The sequence below is a fragment of the Komagataeibacter xylinus NBRC 15237 genome, assembly GCF_001571345.1.
Classification (GTDB): domain Bacteria; phylum Pseudomonadota; class Alphaproteobacteria; order Acetobacterales; family Acetobacteraceae; genus Komagataeibacter; species Komagataeibacter xylinus.
This window is the reverse complement of record NZ_BCTP01000007.1, coordinates 37,861-55,358: the sequence shown is the minus strand read 5'-3', so window position 1 is coordinate 55,358 and position 17,498 is coordinate 37,861. Positions and strand designations below refer to the sequence as shown.

The 17,498-nt window shown below is 63.4% G+C and carries 13 protein-coding genes; 6 read left to right on the top strand and 7 right to left on the bottom strand.

Going from position 1 to position 17,498, the window contains the following annotated elements; all coding sequences use genetic code 11:
- Positions 1 to 7 precede the first annotated feature (7 nt).
- From gnd to tkt, 3 genes are all read right to left on the bottom strand, one after another.
- Positions 8 to 1,006 carry a phosphogluconate dehydrogenase (NAD(+)-dependent, decarboxylating) gene (gene gnd, locus GXY01S_RS04575; protein WP_061272341.1) on the bottom strand — a complete coding sequence of 333 codons (999 nt, stop codon included), beginning with the start codon at positions 1,004 to 1,006 and terminating at the stop codon, positions 8 to 10.
- Between the two features lie 118 nt (positions 1,007 to 1,124).
- A complete protein-coding gene (locus GXY01S_RS04570; RefSeq protein WP_061272339.1) occupies positions 1,125 to 3,983 on the bottom strand; it encodes a bifunctional transaldolase/phosoglucose isomerase in 2,859 nt (952 codons plus the stop codon).
- Positions 3,984 to 4,094: 111 nt separating this feature from the next.
- The gene (gene tkt, locus GXY01S_RS04565) at positions 4,095 to 6,206 is read right to left on the bottom strand and encodes a transketolase (protein WP_061272338.1); all 2,112 of its coding nucleotides are present in this window, start codon (positions 6,204 to 6,206) and stop codon (positions 4,095 to 4,097) included.
- A gap of 354 nt (positions 6,207 to 6,560) precedes the next feature.
- Here tkt and GXY01S_RS04560 point away from each other — a divergent pair, with 354 nt between their 5' ends.
- The 4 genes from GXY01S_RS04560 to GXY01S_RS04545 all read left to right on the top strand — a co-directional run bounded on the left by GXY01S_RS04560 (position 6,561) and on the right by GXY01S_RS04545 (position 9,821).
- The gene (locus tag GXY01S_RS04560; RefSeq protein ID WP_061272336.1) at positions 6,561 to 7,586 is read left to right on the top strand and encodes an MBL fold metallo-hydrolase; all 1,026 of its coding nucleotides are present in this window, start codon (positions 6,561 to 6,563) and stop codon (positions 7,584 to 7,586) included.
- A gap of 102 nt (positions 7,587 to 7,688) precedes the next feature.
- Positions 7,689 to 8,240: an ankyrin repeat domain-containing protein gene (locus GXY01S_RS04555; RefSeq protein WP_061272334.1), complete on the top strand. Its 552-nt coding sequence runs from the start codon at positions 7,689 to 7,691 to the stop codon at positions 8,238 to 8,240.
- 95 nt (positions 8,241 to 8,335) lie between these two features.
- Complete coding sequence (gene hisC, locus GXY01S_RS04550) at positions 8,336 to 9,406, top strand: histidinol-phosphate transaminase (protein WP_061272333.1); 1,071 nt, start codon at positions 8,336 to 8,338, stop codon at positions 9,404 to 9,406.
- 133 nt (positions 9,407 to 9,539) lie between these two features.
- The gene (locus tag GXY01S_RS04545; RefSeq protein ID WP_061272332.1) at positions 9,540 to 9,821 is read left to right on the top strand and encodes a hypothetical protein; all 282 of its coding nucleotides are present in this window, start codon (positions 9,540 to 9,542) and stop codon (positions 9,819 to 9,821) included.
- A 268-nt stretch (positions 9,822 to 10,089) separates the two neighbouring features.
- Here the strand turns inward: GXY01S_RS04545 and GXY01S_RS04540 are convergent, their stop codons facing one another.
- Positions 10,090 to 11,406, bottom strand: a complete 1,317-nt coding sequence (locus GXY01S_RS04540) for an MFS transporter (protein ID WP_061272331.1) — start codon at positions 11,404 to 11,406, stop codon at positions 10,090 to 10,092.
- A gap of 725 nt (positions 11,407 to 12,131) precedes the next feature.
- Here GXY01S_RS04540 and GXY01S_RS04535 point away from each other — a divergent pair.
- The gene (locus GXY01S_RS04535; protein WP_242501206.1) at positions 12,132 to 12,587 is read left to right on the top strand and encodes a hypothetical protein; all 456 of its coding nucleotides are present in this window, start codon (positions 12,132 to 12,134) and stop codon (positions 12,585 to 12,587) included.
- 116 nt (positions 12,588 to 12,703) lie between these two features.
- Here GXY01S_RS04535 and mdoH read toward each other — a convergent pair whose 3' ends face one another.
- The 3 genes from mdoH to GXY01S_RS04520 all read right to left on the bottom strand — a co-directional run bounded on the left by mdoH (position 12,704) and on the right by GXY01S_RS04520 (position 16,852).
- Positions 12,704 to 14,878 (bottom strand): glucans biosynthesis glucosyltransferase MdoH, encoded by a 2,175-nt coding sequence (mdoH, locus tag GXY01S_RS04530; protein ID WP_061272329.1) that lies wholly within the window; start codon positions 14,876 to 14,878, stop codon positions 12,704 to 12,706.
- Positions 14,866 to 16,371, bottom strand: a complete 1,506-nt coding sequence (locus GXY01S_RS04525) for a glucan biosynthesis protein (protein ID WP_061272326.1) — start codon at positions 16,369 to 16,371, stop codon at positions 14,866 to 14,868. Before GXY01S_RS04525 ends, mdoH begins: the two co-directional genes overlap by 13 nt.
- 136 nt (positions 16,372 to 16,507) lie before the next feature.
- Positions 16,508 to 16,852: a winged helix-turn-helix domain-containing protein gene (locus GXY01S_RS04520; protein WP_061272474.1), complete on the bottom strand. Its 345-nt coding sequence runs from the start codon at positions 16,850 to 16,852 to the stop codon at positions 16,508 to 16,510.
- 81 nt (positions 16,853 to 16,933) lie between these two features.
- Between GXY01S_RS04520 and GXY01S_RS04515 the strand changes: the two genes are divergently transcribed.
- A complete protein-coding gene (locus tag GXY01S_RS04515) occupies positions 16,934 to 17,494 on the top strand; it encodes a GNAT family N-acetyltransferase (RefSeq protein WP_061272324.1) in 561 nt (186 codons plus the stop codon).
- The last annotated feature ends 4 nt before the right edge of the window (positions 17,495 to 17,498 follow it).

The window sequence follows — 17,498 nt, the reverse complement described above, 5'->3', positions numbered from 1 at the left end:
CGTCGGGTCAGTTATTCGTACCTTCAATGTGACCGCCAAAACCAAAACGCATGGCAGACAGCATCTTCTCGGCAAAGTTGTTGCCGGTGCGCGAGCGGAAGCGCGTGAACAGCGAGGCGGTGATGACGGGCACGGGCACCGCCTCCTCGATCGCGGCCTCGATGGTCCAGCGCCCCTCGCCGGAATCGGCCACGTCGCCCTTGTAGTTCGACAGGTCCGGGTTGCCCGCCAGCGCGCTTGCCGAAAGGTCGAGCAGCCACGACGAGACCACGCTGCCGCGCCGCCATACCTCGGCAATATCGGCCATGTTCAGGTCGAAACGCTGGTTCTCGGGCAGGGCATCGCTGTTCTTGGACCGCATCACGTCAAACCCTTCGGCGAAGGCCTGCATGATGCCGTATTCGATCCCGTTATGGACCATCTTCACGAAGTGGCCCGAACCCGCCGGGCCGCAATGCAGGTAGCCCTGCTCGGCACGCGGGTCGAAACCGGATTTGTCGCGGTTCGGCGTGCGGGGGATATCGCCAATGCCCGGTGCGAGTGCCGACAGGATGGGGTCGATATGATCGGTGGCGTCCTTGGTGCCGCCGTACATCATGCAGTAGCCGCGCTCCAGCCCCCACACGCCGCCCGAGGTGCCGACATCGACATAGTCAATGCCCTTCGTGACCAGTTCGGCCGCGCGGCGGATGTCATCCTTGTAGAAGGAATTGCCGCCATCGATCACGATGTCGCCCTTGCCCATCAGGCCGCCGAGTTCCTGCACCGCCTGCTCGGTCACTTCACCCGCGGGCAGCATGAGCCAGATGATCTTGCGGCCCGTGAGCTTGCCCACCATGTCCGCAAGCCCGGTGGCGGCGGTGGCGCGGCCCCCTTCGGCCTGCGCGCACACCTTGGCGGTAACGGCGGGGTCACGGTCGAAGGCCACCACATCATGGCCGTGGCGGGTCAGGCGGATGGAAATGTTGCCGCCCATCTTGCCAAGGCCAACAATACCGATTTGCATGATCTAACACTCCTGGAAGCGGGATAGGTCCGTAGTCCTATCGCCTTGGGGGCCATTTCCCAATGACCCCCATCAAAAAACCCGCCCCTGTGGTTAAAGGGGCGGGTCAATGTGCGGTTCAGACCGCGTGGGCGATATCAAGCCCGAGTTTTTCAAGTCCGGCTTTCAGGTCGCCATGAATGTGCACCCGCAGCACGCGGCGGCCACGTTCGGCCAGCACCTCCATGTCGCCCCGCGCCTGGGCTTCCTTCACGATGCTGAAGGTATATTTCTCGCCCGGCACTGGCAGGTTCACCTCATCATCGCAGGTGATCTGCACGAACACGCCCGTGTCAGGCCCGCCCTTGTAGGCCTGCCCCGTGGAATGCTGGAAGCGGGGGCCGAATTCGGCCGCCGTTGCCAGCTTCAGGCCGTCACGCAGGCCGAGCCGCGCCTTCTGGATCCATTCACGCGTGAAGGTGTCACGGTCGATATAGGCCAGCAGGGCCACGTAATCACCGGCCTTCGCACGAGCGAAATGCGCCTTGAGGATGGTCTCCGCCGTCTTGGCCCCGCCAAGCGCCTGCGCGTTCTTGGGGTCGGCATAGAAGGTAAACGGGCCATCCTTGGCGAACGGCTCGTACGGCGGGAGCTTGCCGGTCTCGTTATAGGCGGTGGTGATCTTCTTGGTCTCGATCTTCGATTCCTCGACATCGGGCTGGTTGAACGGGTTGATCCCGATCACCGCACCGGCCACCGCGGTCGCGAACTCCCAGCGGAAGAACTCCTCAAGCACCTGGCGGCGCTCATGCAACTCGATGGTCACCACCGGCTCGCCTGCCGCGACGAGGGCGGCGAAAGCGGCATCCTGCTTCGGGCACGGGTCTTCAGCCAGGCGCAGATAGGTGAACACGCGGTCCTTGCCATATACGCCCGGCTTGCCGATCGTCTCGTCATCGATGGGGATCAGGCCACGCCCGTCCTTGCCGGTCGATTCCGCAATGAGCTGCTCAAGCCACGCACCCATGTCGTAAATGCCGGGCGATGCGATGATGGTCACCTTGTCGCGGCCAAAATCACGCGCGGCCACGCCAAGCACGGCGCCGAGCACCACGCCGGGGTTCTGCGCGGGCGGCACGGAGGCGGCACATGACTTCTCGCCGCGCTGGGCGGATTCGAGCAGCAGCTTGAGCGGCAGGCCCGCCACGGCGGCGGGCACCATGCCGAAATCGGACAGCACGGAGTAGCGACCACCGATCTGCTTCTCGCCGTAGAAGATTTTCCAGAAGCCGTCCTTCTTCGCCACGTCTTCCATGTGCGAGCCGGGATCGGTTACGGTGATGAAGTGCGAGCCGACCTTGTCGCCGAGCACCTTTTTGGCCTGATCGAAGAAATAGGCCTTCAGGATGTTGGGCTCGAGCGTGCCGCCGGACTTGGACGAGACAATGAACAGCGTCTTGCTGATATCGATCTTTTTCTCGAAATCGCGCACCTGCTGCGGGTCCGTGCTGTCGAGCACGTAAAGGTGCGGAAAGCCCTCACGCTTGCCAAAGGTGTTTGCCAGCACTTCCGGCCCGAGGCTGGAGCCGCCCATGCCCAGCAAAAGCGCATCGCGGAAGCCGCGCGCCTTCAACTCGGCCTGGAAATCCTCGAACTTGGAAAGGGCCGCCACCTGGTCATCGGTGATGTCGAGCCATTTCAGCCAGCTTGCCTCGTCCTTGCCGGTCCAGACGGTGGCGTCCTTGTCCCACACGCGGCGCACGGTGCCATCCTTGCGCCAGGCTTCCAGCTCCGCATCGACCGCCTTTTGCAGGTCGGCAGGCAGCTTCAGCGCGGTGGAGGTGACTTTCTTGCCCAAAAACGCCGCCTGCTTGGCTGCAACCGAGCCGAGCAGGTCGTCAAACGCATCGGCAAAGGAGGCAACGCCTTCATCAACCAGCTTGCGCGTCACGCCATCAAGGTCGAGGCCAAGGCTCTTTGCCTCATCGAGCACCCGCAGCGCGCCCGCCACGTCCTGCGTCAGCGTATCAGCCACCTTGCCGTGGTCACGGAAGGCATCGAATGTTGCGGGCGGAATGGTGTTGACCGTGTCGGAGCCGATCAGGCCATCGACATATACCACGTCGCTATAGGTCTTGTCCTTGGTGCCGGTGCTGGCCCACAGCAGGCGCTGCGGGTTGGCACCCGCCTCGGCCAGCTTTTTCCAGCGCTGGCTTGCGGTGACTTCGCGCCAGTATTCATACGCCGCCTTGGCGTTGGCGATGGCGACCTTGCCGCGCAGGGCCTTGAGTTCAGCCGAATGCTTGTCGCCTGCGGCCACGCGGGCATCGATTTCCTTGTCGATCTTGACGTCGATGCGGCTGACGAAGAAGGACGCGACCGAGGCGATGCCCTTCACGCTCTCGCCACGGCCCAGGCGGTCTTCTAGCCCGGTGATGTAGGCTTCGAGCACCTTTTTATACGCATCGATGGAGAAGAGCAGCGTGACGTTGATGCTCAGCCCTTCGGCGATGGCGGCGCGGATGGCGGGAACGCCTTCCTCCGTGCCGGGAATCTTGATCATGAGGTTGCGGGCATCGACCGCTTTCCACAGGCGCAGCGCCTCGTGCAACGTGCCCTTGGTGTCACGCGCCAGATAGGGCGAGACCTCAAGGCTGACATAACCGTCCAGCCCTTTCGTCTGTTCATAGACCGGGTAGAGCACCTTGGCCGCGGCCCGGATGTCATCAATGGCGAGCAGTTCGTACAATGCGCCCGCGTCAACCACATGATGTTCGAGCACGGAGCGGATCTGGGCATCGTAATCGGTGCCCTGGCCCATTGCCTTCTGGAAGATGGCGGGGTTGGAGGTCACACCCTTGAGGCCATCTTCCTCGACCAGCTTCTTCAGGCTGCCATTTTCGGTATAGGAGCGCTGGATGAAGTCCAGCCAGGGGGACTGACCCAGACGCGCCAGTTCCTTTAATGGGTTTGCATCACCAGATTCACGCGCACTCATTGACTGTGCTTCCTTTATTTTTCAGCAATACGGCAAACCCGCACTGCCAATACTACTTTGCTCAAAAACACGACAGGCAGGACTGAATGTCCTGCCTGCCTGCGTGTTCTTTTATTTTCCGGCCTGCCTGCGGGCCGCGGCCACCACGGCATCCACCGTGAAACCAAATTTCACTTCCAGTTCGCCCGCCGGGGCTGAAGCGCCAAAACCGTGCATGACAATCGTCTCGCCCGCAAGGCCGGTATAACGGTCCCAGCCAAGCTGTGCCGCCTGCTCGACCGCCACGCGCGCCGTGATGTCGGGCGGCAGCACGCTGTCGCGGTAGGTCCTGGGCTGGGCCTCGAACAGATCCCATGACGGCATGGAGACGAGGCGCACCTTGATGCCCTCCGCCTTCAGCTTTTCTGCCGCCTTGATGATCAGTCCCACTTCGCTGCCTGTCGCCATAAGGATCACATCGGGACGACCCTGCGCATCTGCAAGGACATAGGCCCCTTTGGCCAGCCCTGATGCAGGCGCATAGGTCTTGCGGCAGATGGTGGGCAGGTTCTGGCGGCTTAAAGCCAGCACGCTGGGGCGGTCGGTCATCTGCACCAGCGTGCGCCACGCTTCGGCCACCTCGTTGGCGTCAGCGGGGCGCAGCACGGTCACGCCGGGCGTGGCGCGAAGCTGGGCAAGCTGCTCGATGGGCTGGTGGGTTGGCCCGTCCTCGCCCACGCCGATCGAGTCATGGGTGAAGATATAGGTCACCGGCAGCTTCATCAGCGAAGACAGGCGGATGGGCGGCTTCATGTAATCGGAGAAAAGCAGGAAGCCCGAGCAGTAGGCCCGGATGCCATACAGCGCGAGACCGTTGCTGATGGAACCCATGGCATGCTCGCGCACGCCAAAATGCAGGTTGCGCCCGCTATAGGTGCCGCCCCATTGCGGCGGCTGGAAGTCACCTGCGCCCTCGAAGGTGAGGTGCGTCTTGGTGGATGGCGACAGGTCGGCCGAGCCGCCGATCATCCACGGATAGTTTTTGGCAATGGTGTTGAGCACCTTGCCCGAGCTTGCGCGCGAGGCAACGCCCTTGGCATCGGCATCAAAGACCGGGATGTCCTTGTCCCACCCTTCGGGCAGGGTGCCCGCGAAGATGTGGTCAAGCTGCTTTGCCTCGTCGGGGTATTTGGCGCGGTAGGCCGCAAACAGTTCGTTCCATGCCTTGCTTGCCGCAGCCCCCCGCGTGGCGATGCCCGCGCGGAAATGCTCGGTCACGCCATCGGGCACATAGAAGCTCTTGTCTTCCGGCCAGCCATAGAATTTCTTGGTCTCGCGGATTTCCTCAACGCCAAGCGGCGAGCCGTGGGCTTCCGCCGTGCCGGCAAGGTGCGGCGCGCCCCAGCCAATGATGGAATGCACGATGATCAGCGTGGGGCGTGAAGTCTCGGCCTTTGCCTCGGCCAGCAGGCGGCGCAGGTCGCCGGTGTCGTTGGCGTCCTTGAGTTCAAGCACGTGCCAGCCATAGGCCTCGAAGCGCTTGTGCACGCTCTCGGTAAAGGCGATGTTGGTCGAGCCCTCGATGGAAATATGATTGCTGTCATAGATCCATGTCAGGTTGCCCAGCCTGAGGTGCCCTGCGATGGAAGCGGCCTCGCTGGCAACGCCTTCCATGTTGTCGCCATCGCCGCACAGCGTATAGACGTGGTGGTCGAACAGCTTGAAGCCGGGGCGGTTATAGTGCTCGGCCAGCCATTTTTCCGCCATCGCCATGCCGACGGAATTGCCGCAGCCCTGGCCAAGCGGGCCGGTCGTGGTCTCGACGCCTGCGGTATGGTGATATTCCGGGTGGCCGGGGGTGAGCGAATCAAGCTGGCGGAACTGCTCGAGGTCCTCAAGCGTGAGCGCCGGGCGGTCATGCGTGACCCCGCCGGGGCGCACGTCGCGGATGCCGGCAAGGTAGATGAGCGAATAGAGCAGCATCGACGCATGGCCGACCGACAGCACGAAGCGGTCGCGGTTGGGCCATAGCGGTTCGGCCGGGTCATAGTTCAGCACGTCGCGCCACAGCGCGTAGCCTACGGGTGCGAGCGCCATGGGCGTGCCGGGATGGCCGGAATTCGCTTTCTGCACCGCGTCCATGGATAGCGTGCGAATCGTGTTGATGCACAGCGTATCGATATTGGTGGGCATGCCGCCACCTCCTTCAGGAGCCATGAGGGGGGATGTGTACAAGGAACGCATGAGGGACCGGCCTCCTTACAGCCATGGTTGTTGCTCCGACCAAACCGGGCCGCGTGCCGGAAGCCGACAACCCTTTCTTGTTATTCTTTCCACGCGCCCGTGCCCGCCCGGCCCGCATGCGCGGGCAGCGGGAGGGCGCGGGGATAAAGGCTTTTCACGGCACGTACCTTCTCACGACCTTCGGGACGGAACAAGCCATCTCATCAAGCCGTTATCCAATACACGCCATAGGTGCCAGCGCATGCGCCCGCCACCAGTTCCGCCCGACCGTGCCCGCGGGCCACGAATTTGACACGGGGCCACCCGCCCGTTCACCTGTTGCCCCAGGATACGCCGGCAGATGGAGACCCACGCATGCCCCAGCCACCCGCCAGCGACCACACGGATGGCACGCGTTTTTTCAACCCGCCCGCCATCTGCCCCGAAGGCACGCAGCCCGCGCGCCTGCGGCGCCTCGCCATCCTGAAATGGCAGTGGAACCGCCCGAAATCGGACTGGCCGGCCTGGATTGAAAACCCCACCCCCACCGGCGACCCGCAGGCCCTGCCCGCGCCCGACACGGTGCAACTGACCTTTATTGGCCACAGCACCTTTCTCATCCGCCTGCCGCGCCCCGATGGCACGGCGCTCACCATCCTGACCGACCCGATCTTTTCGCAACGCTGCTCCCCGCTACCCTTTATCGGGCCAAAGCGGGTGCGCGCGCCCGGCCGCAGGCTGGCTGACCTGCCGCGCATTGATATCGTGCTGGTCTCGCACGCGCATTACGACCACATGGACCTGCCCAGCCTGCGCGCCATCGCCCGGCGCGGCGACAACCCGCTGGTGGTTACCCCGCTCGCCAATGCCCGCTTCATGCGCAGGACCGGGCTCAGACGCATCATGGAACTGGACTGGTGGCAGGCGGTGGCCACCGGCGGCATCCACATCACCTGCACGCCTGCCCGCCACGGCGCGGCCCGCACGCCCTTTGACCACAATACCAGCCTGTGGGGCGGCTTCATGTTGCAAGACGAGGCGGGCCACCAGCTTTTCTTTGCAGGCGACACCGCCGATGGCCGCCACTGGCGCCTGATCCGCCAGCGCCTTGGCGCGCCCGATATTGCGCTCCTGCCCATTGGCGCATACGAGCCCCGCGCCCTGATGGAACGCGTGCACACCACGCCGGAGGAGGCCCTGTCCGGCCTGCGCCAGCTTGGGGCGCGACACGGGATTGGCATGCATTTCGGCACCTTCCGCCTGACGGATGAACCCATGGACGAGCCGGTCACGCGCCTTGCCAAAGCCGTGCGCGACGCGGGCATGCCGCCCGATACGATGGGCATCATGGCCCATGGCGCGTGCCGCGACATTGCGTGGGATCAGCCCGGTGATGCATGATTGCCCGATGTTCTTTTCAGCCAAAGCGTCCTATGATCGCCCGTTCATGACGGGACCGGCCCCGGCCCCCGTTTCGCGCAATCCGACCAGCCAGGCAGGCACATGAGCAAGACAATCGCCAACGGCGACCCCGCCGCCGACGCACCCGAATCCTTCAGCAACGCGGAAATCGACACCCTGTTCCTCTCCGCGGCACGGGATGGGCAGACGGATCTCGTTACCGAATTCCTCAAGGCGGGCATCAACCCCGATACCCGCAACGACAAGGGCTACACCGCGCTGATCCTGGCCGCCTATAACGGCCATGAACCCACCGTGCGCGCCCTGCTCGAGGGCGGCGCCAGCCCCGACCTGCAGGATGCCAAGGGGGCAACGGCACTCGCGGGCGTGGCCTTCAAGGGCGACCTGCCGTGCGCGCGCGTGCTTGTGGCACATGGCGCGGGCATTGACGTGCCCAACTTCGTGGGGCGCACGCCGCTGATCTTCGCGGTGATGTTCAACCGCGACCCCATGGTCACCTTCCTGCTTGAACACGGCGCCAACCCCGACCTGCGCGATGGCGAGGGCATCAGCGCGCGCCTGTTCGCCACCCGGCAGGGCAATACTGCCCTGCTCGCTGCCATGAAGCACACGGCCCCCGCCCCGCAGGGCTGAACCGCCCGCCCCTTTTTTCATCCCCTGTCCCGCCGCCACGGCCTGCGTTGCCGTGGCGCGGCCTTCATGTTCATGACCTTGTGGAATTTACCCTGATGAGCCGTTTCTGGAGCCCGATCGTACACAGCCTGACCCCGTATGTGCCGGGCGAGCAGCCCAGGATGGCCAACCTGATCAAGCTGAATACCAACGAGTGCCCGTACGGTCCCTCGCCCAGGGTGATCGAGGCCATCAGGGCGGCGACCAACGACACGCTGCGCCTCTACCCCGACCCCACGGCCCACGGCCTGTGCACGGCAATTGCCACCGCGCATGACGTGCCGGTGGACCATGTGTTCGTGGGCAATGGCTCGGACGAGGTGCTTGCCCATGCCTTTCAGGGGCTGCTCAACCATGAAGCACCCCTGCTCTTCCCCGATATCACCTACAGCTTCTACCCCGTCTATTGCGGGCTGTACGGCATACGCCACGAGACCGTGCCGCTTGACGCGGCGATGGGCATCGACATTGCGGCCTATCGCAGGCCGTGTGGCGGCATCATCCTGCCCAACCCCAATGCGCCCACCGGCATGGCCCTCGGCCTTGATGCCATCCGCGCCCTGCTGCACGACCACCCTGATGCGGTGGTGGTGGTGGATGAAGCCTATGTGGATTTTGGAGCCGAGACGGCCATACCGCTCGTAGCCGCGCACCCCAACCTGCTCGTGGTGCGCACGCTCTCCAAATCGAGTGCGCTGGCCGGGCTGCGGGTGGGCTATGCCATTGGCCAGCCTGACCTGATCGCAGCTCTGACCCGCATCAAGGACAGTTTCAACTCCTATCCGCTTGACCGCCTGGCGCAGGCAGGCGCCATTGCCGCGATTGAAGATCGGGAATGGCTTGCAAATACAAGCGCCAGGATCATAAGCTCACGCGACAGGCTGACAGACAGCCTGGGGAAGATGGGGTTCGAGGTCCTGCCATCACGGGCGAATTTCGTATTCGCCCGGCATCCGGACCGTGACGGCGCACAGCTTGCCGCAGCCCTGCGGGCGCGGGCGATCATCGTGCGTCATTTCCGGACCCCGCGCATTGCACAGTGGCTCCGCATCACCATTGGTACGGATGCCGAATGCCAGGCCCTGTTACACGGACTGGCCGACGTGCTTGCGCTGAACGAGGGGTAAGCCCCCCGGTTCATCATGCATCGCGCCGCCGCCCTGCCCTCCGGGCCAGGTGGGCGTGGGTGCGTGCTGCGCCTCTTTCCATAATACGGTTAACAACTCATTTCCTGGACCACAGGTCCACAGGATCCTTATCATGCGCGCATTCCACGGACAGATGTCCGATAACCAGCCGATCCGTCGCACCCTTGCCGAAAAGCAGAAGCAGTTGCGCGACCTGCGCGAGACGCTGGCCTCCATGAAATCGCATACCGCACCCGCCCTGCGCGAAAGCGTGCAGAAGCGCATCCGCCAGCTTGAAAGCGAAGTGACCGCCGCCCCCGCCCTCAAGGCAGCCGACCGACGCGGCACACAGGCGGCACCGGGTGGAACCGACCGCCCCCGCACCCCGCGCAGACGGCCTGAACGCAGCATCTGACCCATATAGGATAAAGGCCGGAGCCCACGGGGTTCCGGCCTTTTTTATGTCATGACACCGGGGCCCTGGGGCTCCAGAAATCAAAAGTTTTTGGGCGCCGCCTGTTTGCAAAAAGGCGACGTTCTTCGGAAGCTTTTTGAAAAAAGCTTCACCAAAAACTTTTGATTTTTACGACATGCCATAAAAAACGGGCCTGCCCTTTATAGGGGCAGGCCCGCTTCATCCACAGGTCCCTGAAGGAGCCTGTGGGGCAGGAAAAGTGGAAGGGTCAGTGACCCAGGGTCACTTCTTCCGCCACGTCACCGCGTGCTGCGGCTTCATCGATATGGCGACGCGCTTCGGGCGAGACCGTCAGCACCAGCGTCAGCGCGGCCGAGGCCACATACAGGCCACAGAAGATCCAGATAATCCCCTCAATGCCGTGCCAGCTTTCGAACCACGTCACGATGGCCGGGCCAACCCAGGTGCTTGCACCCGCACCCAGACCCAGGGCGGACAGGGCGGCGGCCTTTTCCTTCGGGCAGATCTGCGGCACCAGGCCGGACAGCGGCACGAAGGCTGCGATGGTTGCGCCATACAGCGCGCCCATCGCGGCGGCGATGGCGAAGTTGCCGGGGAACATCTGCGGCACGTAGTAGAACAGCGGCACCGTGATTGCAGCGCCAACGCAGCCGAACAGGGCGACAACGGTGCGGTGGCCCAGACGGTCCGCCGTGATACCGGACACAAGGTTCACCAGGATGTTCGACAGGAAGATGATCGACAGGAGCTGCAGCCACTGCGACAGCGAGAAGCCGATGACCTTGGTGAAGAACGCTGGCATGATCACCAGGAACGCATATTCCGACGACGTGTTGATGGTGCGCACGATCATGGCGACAAACGTCTTGGGCTCACGCCACAGGATGCTGATCGAACTGAAGAAGATCGTGCCCGGCTTGGTACCCACGGGGGCCAGGCGGCGCGAGCCGATGGGCTCACGCGTCATGAGCAGGGCCAGCAGGCCACCGAACATGACCAGACCCAGCGAGGACCAGAACGTCGCCATCTCGCCAATCAGCGGAATGGAGAAGCTGGCGAACAGCGAACCCAGCGTGGGCAGCCCACCCGAGAACGCGAACCAGAACCAGCCAGCAGCCGAGCCAAGCTGGCGCGGCGGGGTGGCGGCTGCAATCCAGACCAGGAAGCCATAGGTGAACAGCGGGTAGCCAAAGCCGCGCATGGTGTAGGCGGCCAGCATGATGGGATAGCTGTTGACGGCCACGCCAAAGGTCAGGAACAGGACCTCGAACACACCCCAGATGGCAAGGCCGATCCACATGACCCGCTTGGGGCCCCACAGGTCGGACAGCGGCCCCGAAGCCCAGGAGGACAGGGACACGGTCACGCCATAGATGGTGAACAAAAGCGCCGTATCGCGCGATGAAATGCCCTGCCCCTCAAGATAGGGCGCCAGGTAGCCAGCCTCGACACCATCACCGATCATGAAGAACAGCAGACCGACGAACCCCCAGAACAGGGGGGCCGGAATGCCAAGCCGATCGGCCAGGGACGTTGATTCGGACAGATTGTCTGTCTGTTTCAAGGGGAGAGTCTCCTCTTTCACAGGCAGCCGACACGAAAACGAGCGGCCCCGCCTCATTGCGGAGCGTCGATGCAGGCTGCGTCCGCACAGTCCGGCTTTCCGGAAACACCAGTGCGGAACTCAGTTTCACAAGTCGGGCGTGCAACCACCCGTGCGGGTCACGACCATGAGGGACAGGCAGGCGGCACAAGCGCCAAAACGCCAGCGCATCATGCCTGGCAGACCTGCTGTTCATGCGAATGACCAGCCGTAAAGTCGTCAATCCGGCAGGAAAACGCGCCAGGCGGCACGGCTTTCATAACAATACGATGAAAAGACACACAAATCGCACCGAAAAACGCGCACGATGCTGTGATTTCCCAGCGCCGGAAAGACCATGAATTGGCCAGATATACAAAATCGTTTCAGTATCGAACGATTTCACAGTGACAGGATAGTTTCTGACCTCCGCCAAAACACGAAAAATATATTCAGTGGGGATAATCTATACTAAAAAAGTCTCGTGAATGTAAGGGAATTTTCAAATTTTTGACACGATTCTGATTTCTTTCTTATTATATCTATAACTTTCAGATGATATTTTTATGCATGGACTGCATGCATCGCCCACTGCCCCCATCTTTCGCACCGGGTGGGTTCCTGCCATAGTCGGGACCGCGCCCCGGTGGGGCAGATGCGCCCGCGCTGCACCTTAATGCTGCCGGGACAGGACGAACGGAACGGTCATGGTGAACATCAAGCTGTCTTTACGCCTCGCCGCGCTGCCGGTTGCATTGCTGCTTGCCCCTGCGGGCCTGAGCACGCTGGCGCATGGGCAGAGCCTGGCCACGCAGAAGGTGCAGCGCGCCATGGACGTACTGCGCCTCAAGCCCGACCTGGCCAGCAAGGCATGCCTCGACAAGCTTGATGACCTGCACAAGATGGAAAAGGTGATTGAGGAGGCGGGCGAGAGCGCGCACAATCCCAACCTGTCACTGGCGCATGACGTGATGGAATCCGACTACGAGGACGCCACCGAATCCTGCGTGCCCGACGCCTCCAAGCTGTGCGCCAAGCCCGGATCGCTTGCCAGCGCCAACCAGAAGAAACTGTGTGATTCGCTCGATGCGATCATGTCGGTTGATGGATCGGATGAAGGCGATGAAGCCGTCTCCGCCCCGCAGGGCACATCATCGGACTGACCGGCCTTCAGCCATTCCCCTGAAACCATAGACGTTTCTGGTGAATCTCTTCCCAAAAAGCTTCAGGAAAATGCCGCCTTTCTGACAAAAGGCGGCACCCGGAAGCTTTCATCATTTCATGGCAGTTGCGCCAGCAGGTGCAGCCCTTCGGCGCTGCCCAGCACGGCGGATTTTTCCGCCCGGTTGAGTTCGCGCACCGCCGTGGCCAGGTCAGGTGCCTCGCGCAGCTTGAGCAGCCCCACCAGCAGGGCCGGGTTGATCGGGTCGCCCCGCCTGCGCGGTGCCGGCAGCATGATCTCATGCACCCGCAAAAGCCCCGCGCGGGCGCGCAGGGCCGCAATGGCCTCCTGTATGGGGTGGCCCGCCATCTGGCCCATATAGGCCACGGCCTCATGCAGCACCGGCGGCGGGTCCGTCTCCTCGGGGATGAGCAGCAGGCGCGCGCGGCGCAGGGCCTGGCCTGCCGCTTCACTGCCGGTCAGGGCGGCAAGCGGAATGGCGCAGACCAGCCCCAGCGTAACCGGCAGCATCCACAAAAACAGTGGCAGCGACACGCTCCATGCCGCCCCGGCCAGCACAATGCCCAGCACCGTATGCACCCAGTACAGCCGCACGTTCTGCATGATCTGCAACCCGCCCGCATCACGCCGCTGCGCATTCCAGCCGGAATCACGGCCGAGCAGGATGGACAGCACGCCCGCCGTCTGGATCATCATGGCAATCGGCGCGATCAGGCCGCCGATCAGCGTCTCGACCAGAATGGAGGCCGCCGCCATGATTGCGCCGCCGCAGCCCCGGCGCAGCGGGCCATCAATGAGCAGCAGCATGTAGGCCAGGATCTTGGGAGCGAGCAGCACGATCATGGTGCCGATGAACATGTATTCCGCCTGCACGGGGTCAACATGCGGCCAGTGCGGGTAAAGCAGCTTGGTATCGCCAAAATATTCCGGCTTGTAGAAGCGGTTCTGCAACGAGACCAAAATGCCCACGAGCAGGAAGATCAGCCATAGCGGCGCCGTGACATAGGAGCCGATGCCCATGAGCATGTGCATGCGGCTGACCCAGTGCAGCCCCCGCGCGGGCAGCACCTTGGCGTGCTGCAGGTTGCCCTGGCACCAGCGCCGGTCGCGGATGGCGATATCGGTCAGCGAGGGCGGGCTTTCCTCATAGGAGCCCATCAGGGCGGGCACCATGTGAATGGCCCAGCCGCCACGGCGCATGAGGGCCGCCTCGACAAAGTCATGGCTCAGGATCGCCCCGCCAAAAGGCTTGCGGCCCGGCAGGTGCGGCATGCCCGCCTGCTCGGCAAAGGCTGCCGTGCGGATCACCGCGTTATGCCCCCAGTAATTGCCCTCCGCGCCATGCCACCAGGCAATGCCGTGGGCAATCAGCGGGCCATACACGCGGCCTGCGAACTGCTGCATGCGCGCAAACAGCGTGCTCCCGTTCACGATCACCGGCAGGGACTGGATCAGGGCCACGCCGGGGTTGTTTTCCATGGCCGCGGTCAGGCGCACGATCACGTCGCCCGACATGACGCTGTCGGCATCGAGCGTGATCATCTGCTGGTAGGCCGCGCCATAATTGCGCACCCATTCGCCAATATTACCGGCCTTGCGGTCGGTATTGACCGCGCGCCTGCGGTAGAACAGCCGGCCGCCCCAGCCCGTGGCGCGGCACAGGGCCATATAGGCGGCCTCCTCCGCCACCCATATGTCGGGGTCAGTCGTGTCGGACAGGATGAACACGTCAAACGCGCGCTCCTGGCGCGTGGCGCCCAGACTGTCGATGGTGGCGCGCAGCCCGGCCATGACGCGGCCCGGATCTTCATTATAGGTGGGCATGAGCAGCGCCGTGCGGGTGGTGACCCGCGGCAGCGCGCCGCTGCGCTTGATGCCAAGCCCCAGCCCGCCATGCGCCAGCATGGAGGCAAAACCCGCCAGCGCCGAGGTAAAGGCCAGCGCGATCCATAAAAACAGCATGACGAACAGCAGCAGCATGACCATGCCCGCCACCGAGCGCTGCACGGCATTGAACACAAGGTCCATCTCGTAACCGGCCATGCCGGTCATGGCCACGGCACCGCCAATGACGGCAAGCCGCCGCAACCCGATCAGCCGCCATTGGGTAGTGGGCACCGGGGGGCGGCCATGCCGGTCGGGCTCGGCTTCGAGCGCGCGCACGGGCATGTCGAGCGGGGCATCGGGCGGCAGGGCGGCCCAGCCCTGCGGCAGCAGGCTGGCGGGCGGCACCGGCTGGGCCGGGCGCGGTGGCGCCCCTACGGCGTCCATCGATAGACCCATTCTTCCGATACGGGGCCATTGTCATCGGCCAGCACACAGTTCAGTTCCGCCACCTTGGCATCGCCGGGCGCGAACTCGAACGTGCTGCGCCAGCCGTGGATCGGCTCGACCGGCTCGACCACCACATTGCGGATCTCCCCCGCCGAAGTGCGGCATTGCAGGTGGAAATGCGGGTTATCAGGCAGCTTGTCGAAGGGCGTGCCGACAAAATCGAGATCGAAGAAGCGCGTATGCGAATCATCGGTCGCGTCCCCCACGCGGGTTGCGGCGATACGCGCAAGCTTCGTGGGCCACGGCGTATCCCACCCCCAGTACATGCGGTAGGTGAACACATATTCCCGGCCAGCGGCGAGCGCCTCCTGCGGGCGCCAGAACGAGACGATGTTGTCATTAACCTCGTTGGGGGTGGGGATTTCCACCAGGTCAACAGCGCCTGCCGCCCAGTCCCCGATCGGCTCGATCCACAGCGAGGGGCGCTTTTCATAATTCAGCGCCACGTCCTCGAAATCGGTAAAGGCGCGCTTGCGCTGCATCAGGCCAAAGCCATGCGGCCGCACATCGGTAAAGGCGGAGAACTGCAGGTCGCGCGGGTTGCGCAGCGGCCGCCACAACTGCTGCCCGCTGCCGGTCCACATGGAAAGACCTTCGCTGTCATGGGCGGCGGGGCGCCAGTCATCCACGCGCGAGCGGTCATTGGCATCAAAATAGAACATGCCGGTGAGCGGGGCGATGCCGGATTCGGCAATCGCCTTGCGCGGGTAAAGCGAGGACTGCACGTCAAACACCGTGGTCTCGCCGGGGCGGATGGTAAAGCGGAACGCGCCGGTGAGCGAGGGGCTGTCGAGCAGCGCATGCAGCACCACGCTATCCACGCCCGCCTTGGGCTTTTCCAGCCAGAAGGCGCGGAACAGGGCGAATTCCTCGCCCGTCGGGTCGCCGGTGCCATTGGCGAAGCCACGAGCGGACAGGCCATAGGTCTGCCCCTTGGCCACGGCACGGAAATAGGATGCGCCGAGGAAGACGCAGAACTCCTCCATCACGCCCGGCGTATTGATGGGCGCGCGCAGGCGCAGCCCGGCAAAGCCGATATCATCATTCACCCGCAGGGCGGGATCGTTATAGGTAAACATGTCAGGGTTGAAGGCAATAGGATGGCTCTGGCCGTCAACCACCTCGTTCATGTCGATCCGTGGCGCGTACAGATAGCCACGGGGAAAGAACTCGACCTCGAAACCGAGGTTCTCGCCATGCCACAAGGCCTGCTCGGGGCGGTAGGTCATGGAATTGTACTGATCGAAATTCAGGTTGCGTAGGGGCGTGGGCAATGACTGGGAAGGCGGCTGGTAAGCCTGCTGCGACAATTGATGAGCCAGCGTGCGAACCGTGTTGGAATCAAAATTGCTGCTCTGGGTTGCCCTGGCTGCGCGTGGCGCGGCAAACCCCACGACCGACAGGGCGGACAGGGCCGTACCCGCTTTCATGAAATTACGTCGTAACACCTAATTCAACTCCAGTCCGTTCTTCTTTTAAGAAGTGCTGACACACTATTCTTTATTTTTTACCACTGGGCAAAGACACTTATGCCACAAACTGTGATCAACAGTACTGATGGCTTTTTCACGGCGTGGATGAACACATACCTGCCAATGTTTCAAGGGGGCCTCGTACGGCCTCGCGCGCGGCCTGCTCGATTTCACGGTACAGGCGCAGCACCGCCTCGCCCTCCGCCGAAAGACCGGCCCCGCCACCCCCGCCCGGTCGCGCGCTGACCAGCGGCCGGGCAAAGGTGGTATTCATCGCCTCGACCAGCAGCCAGGCCCGCCGGTAGGACATGCCCATGGCCCGCGCCGCAGCAGAGATCGAGCCGGTCTCGCCAATCTGTTCGAGCAGGCGGATCTTGCCATGCCCGAGCAGGGGCGTGCCATTCGCGTCGAGCCGCAAGGTCAGGCGCATCTGTGTCATGTTTTCCATACTCCCGACAGCCGCTATGATAATGGCCTCTTCTACCTGAAATATCCTTATCTGGAATGGATTTTTCCCATCATGCGCCAACCTGTCCTTCCATCGGGGCGACCTTCGGCTTCATGGGCGCCGATGCAGCCGGGCCACCTGCCCGCAGTGGTGGCGCTTGCCGCCCGCCTGCACCCCGGCTGCCCCGAACGGGCGGACGTGCTTGATGAACGCCGCAGGCTGTGCCCTGCGGGCTGCCGGGTGTTGCTGGGGGAAAACGGGCAGGTCGGCGGCTACATGCTGAGCCACCCGTGGCGCATGAGCCACCCGCCCCTGCTCGATACCCATCTTGGCCACCTGCCGCACCGTCCCGATTGCTGGTATCTGCATGATATTGCCATCGATCCCGCCCTGCGCGGTCAGGGCCATGCCCATGCGGCGCTGCGCCATCTCAACGCGCAGGCACGCCTGCAGGGCGTGAAATGGCTGGCCCTGATGGCGGCGGAAGGGGCACGCGCGCTGTGGGCGCATCTGGGATTTGCGCCAATACCAGACGTGCCCGCCGCCATTACCACAAGCTATGGCGCGGATGCCTGCCCCATGCGCCGGGCACTGGATATATTTCAAAACAATACAGGCGCCGAAGCTTTTTGAAACA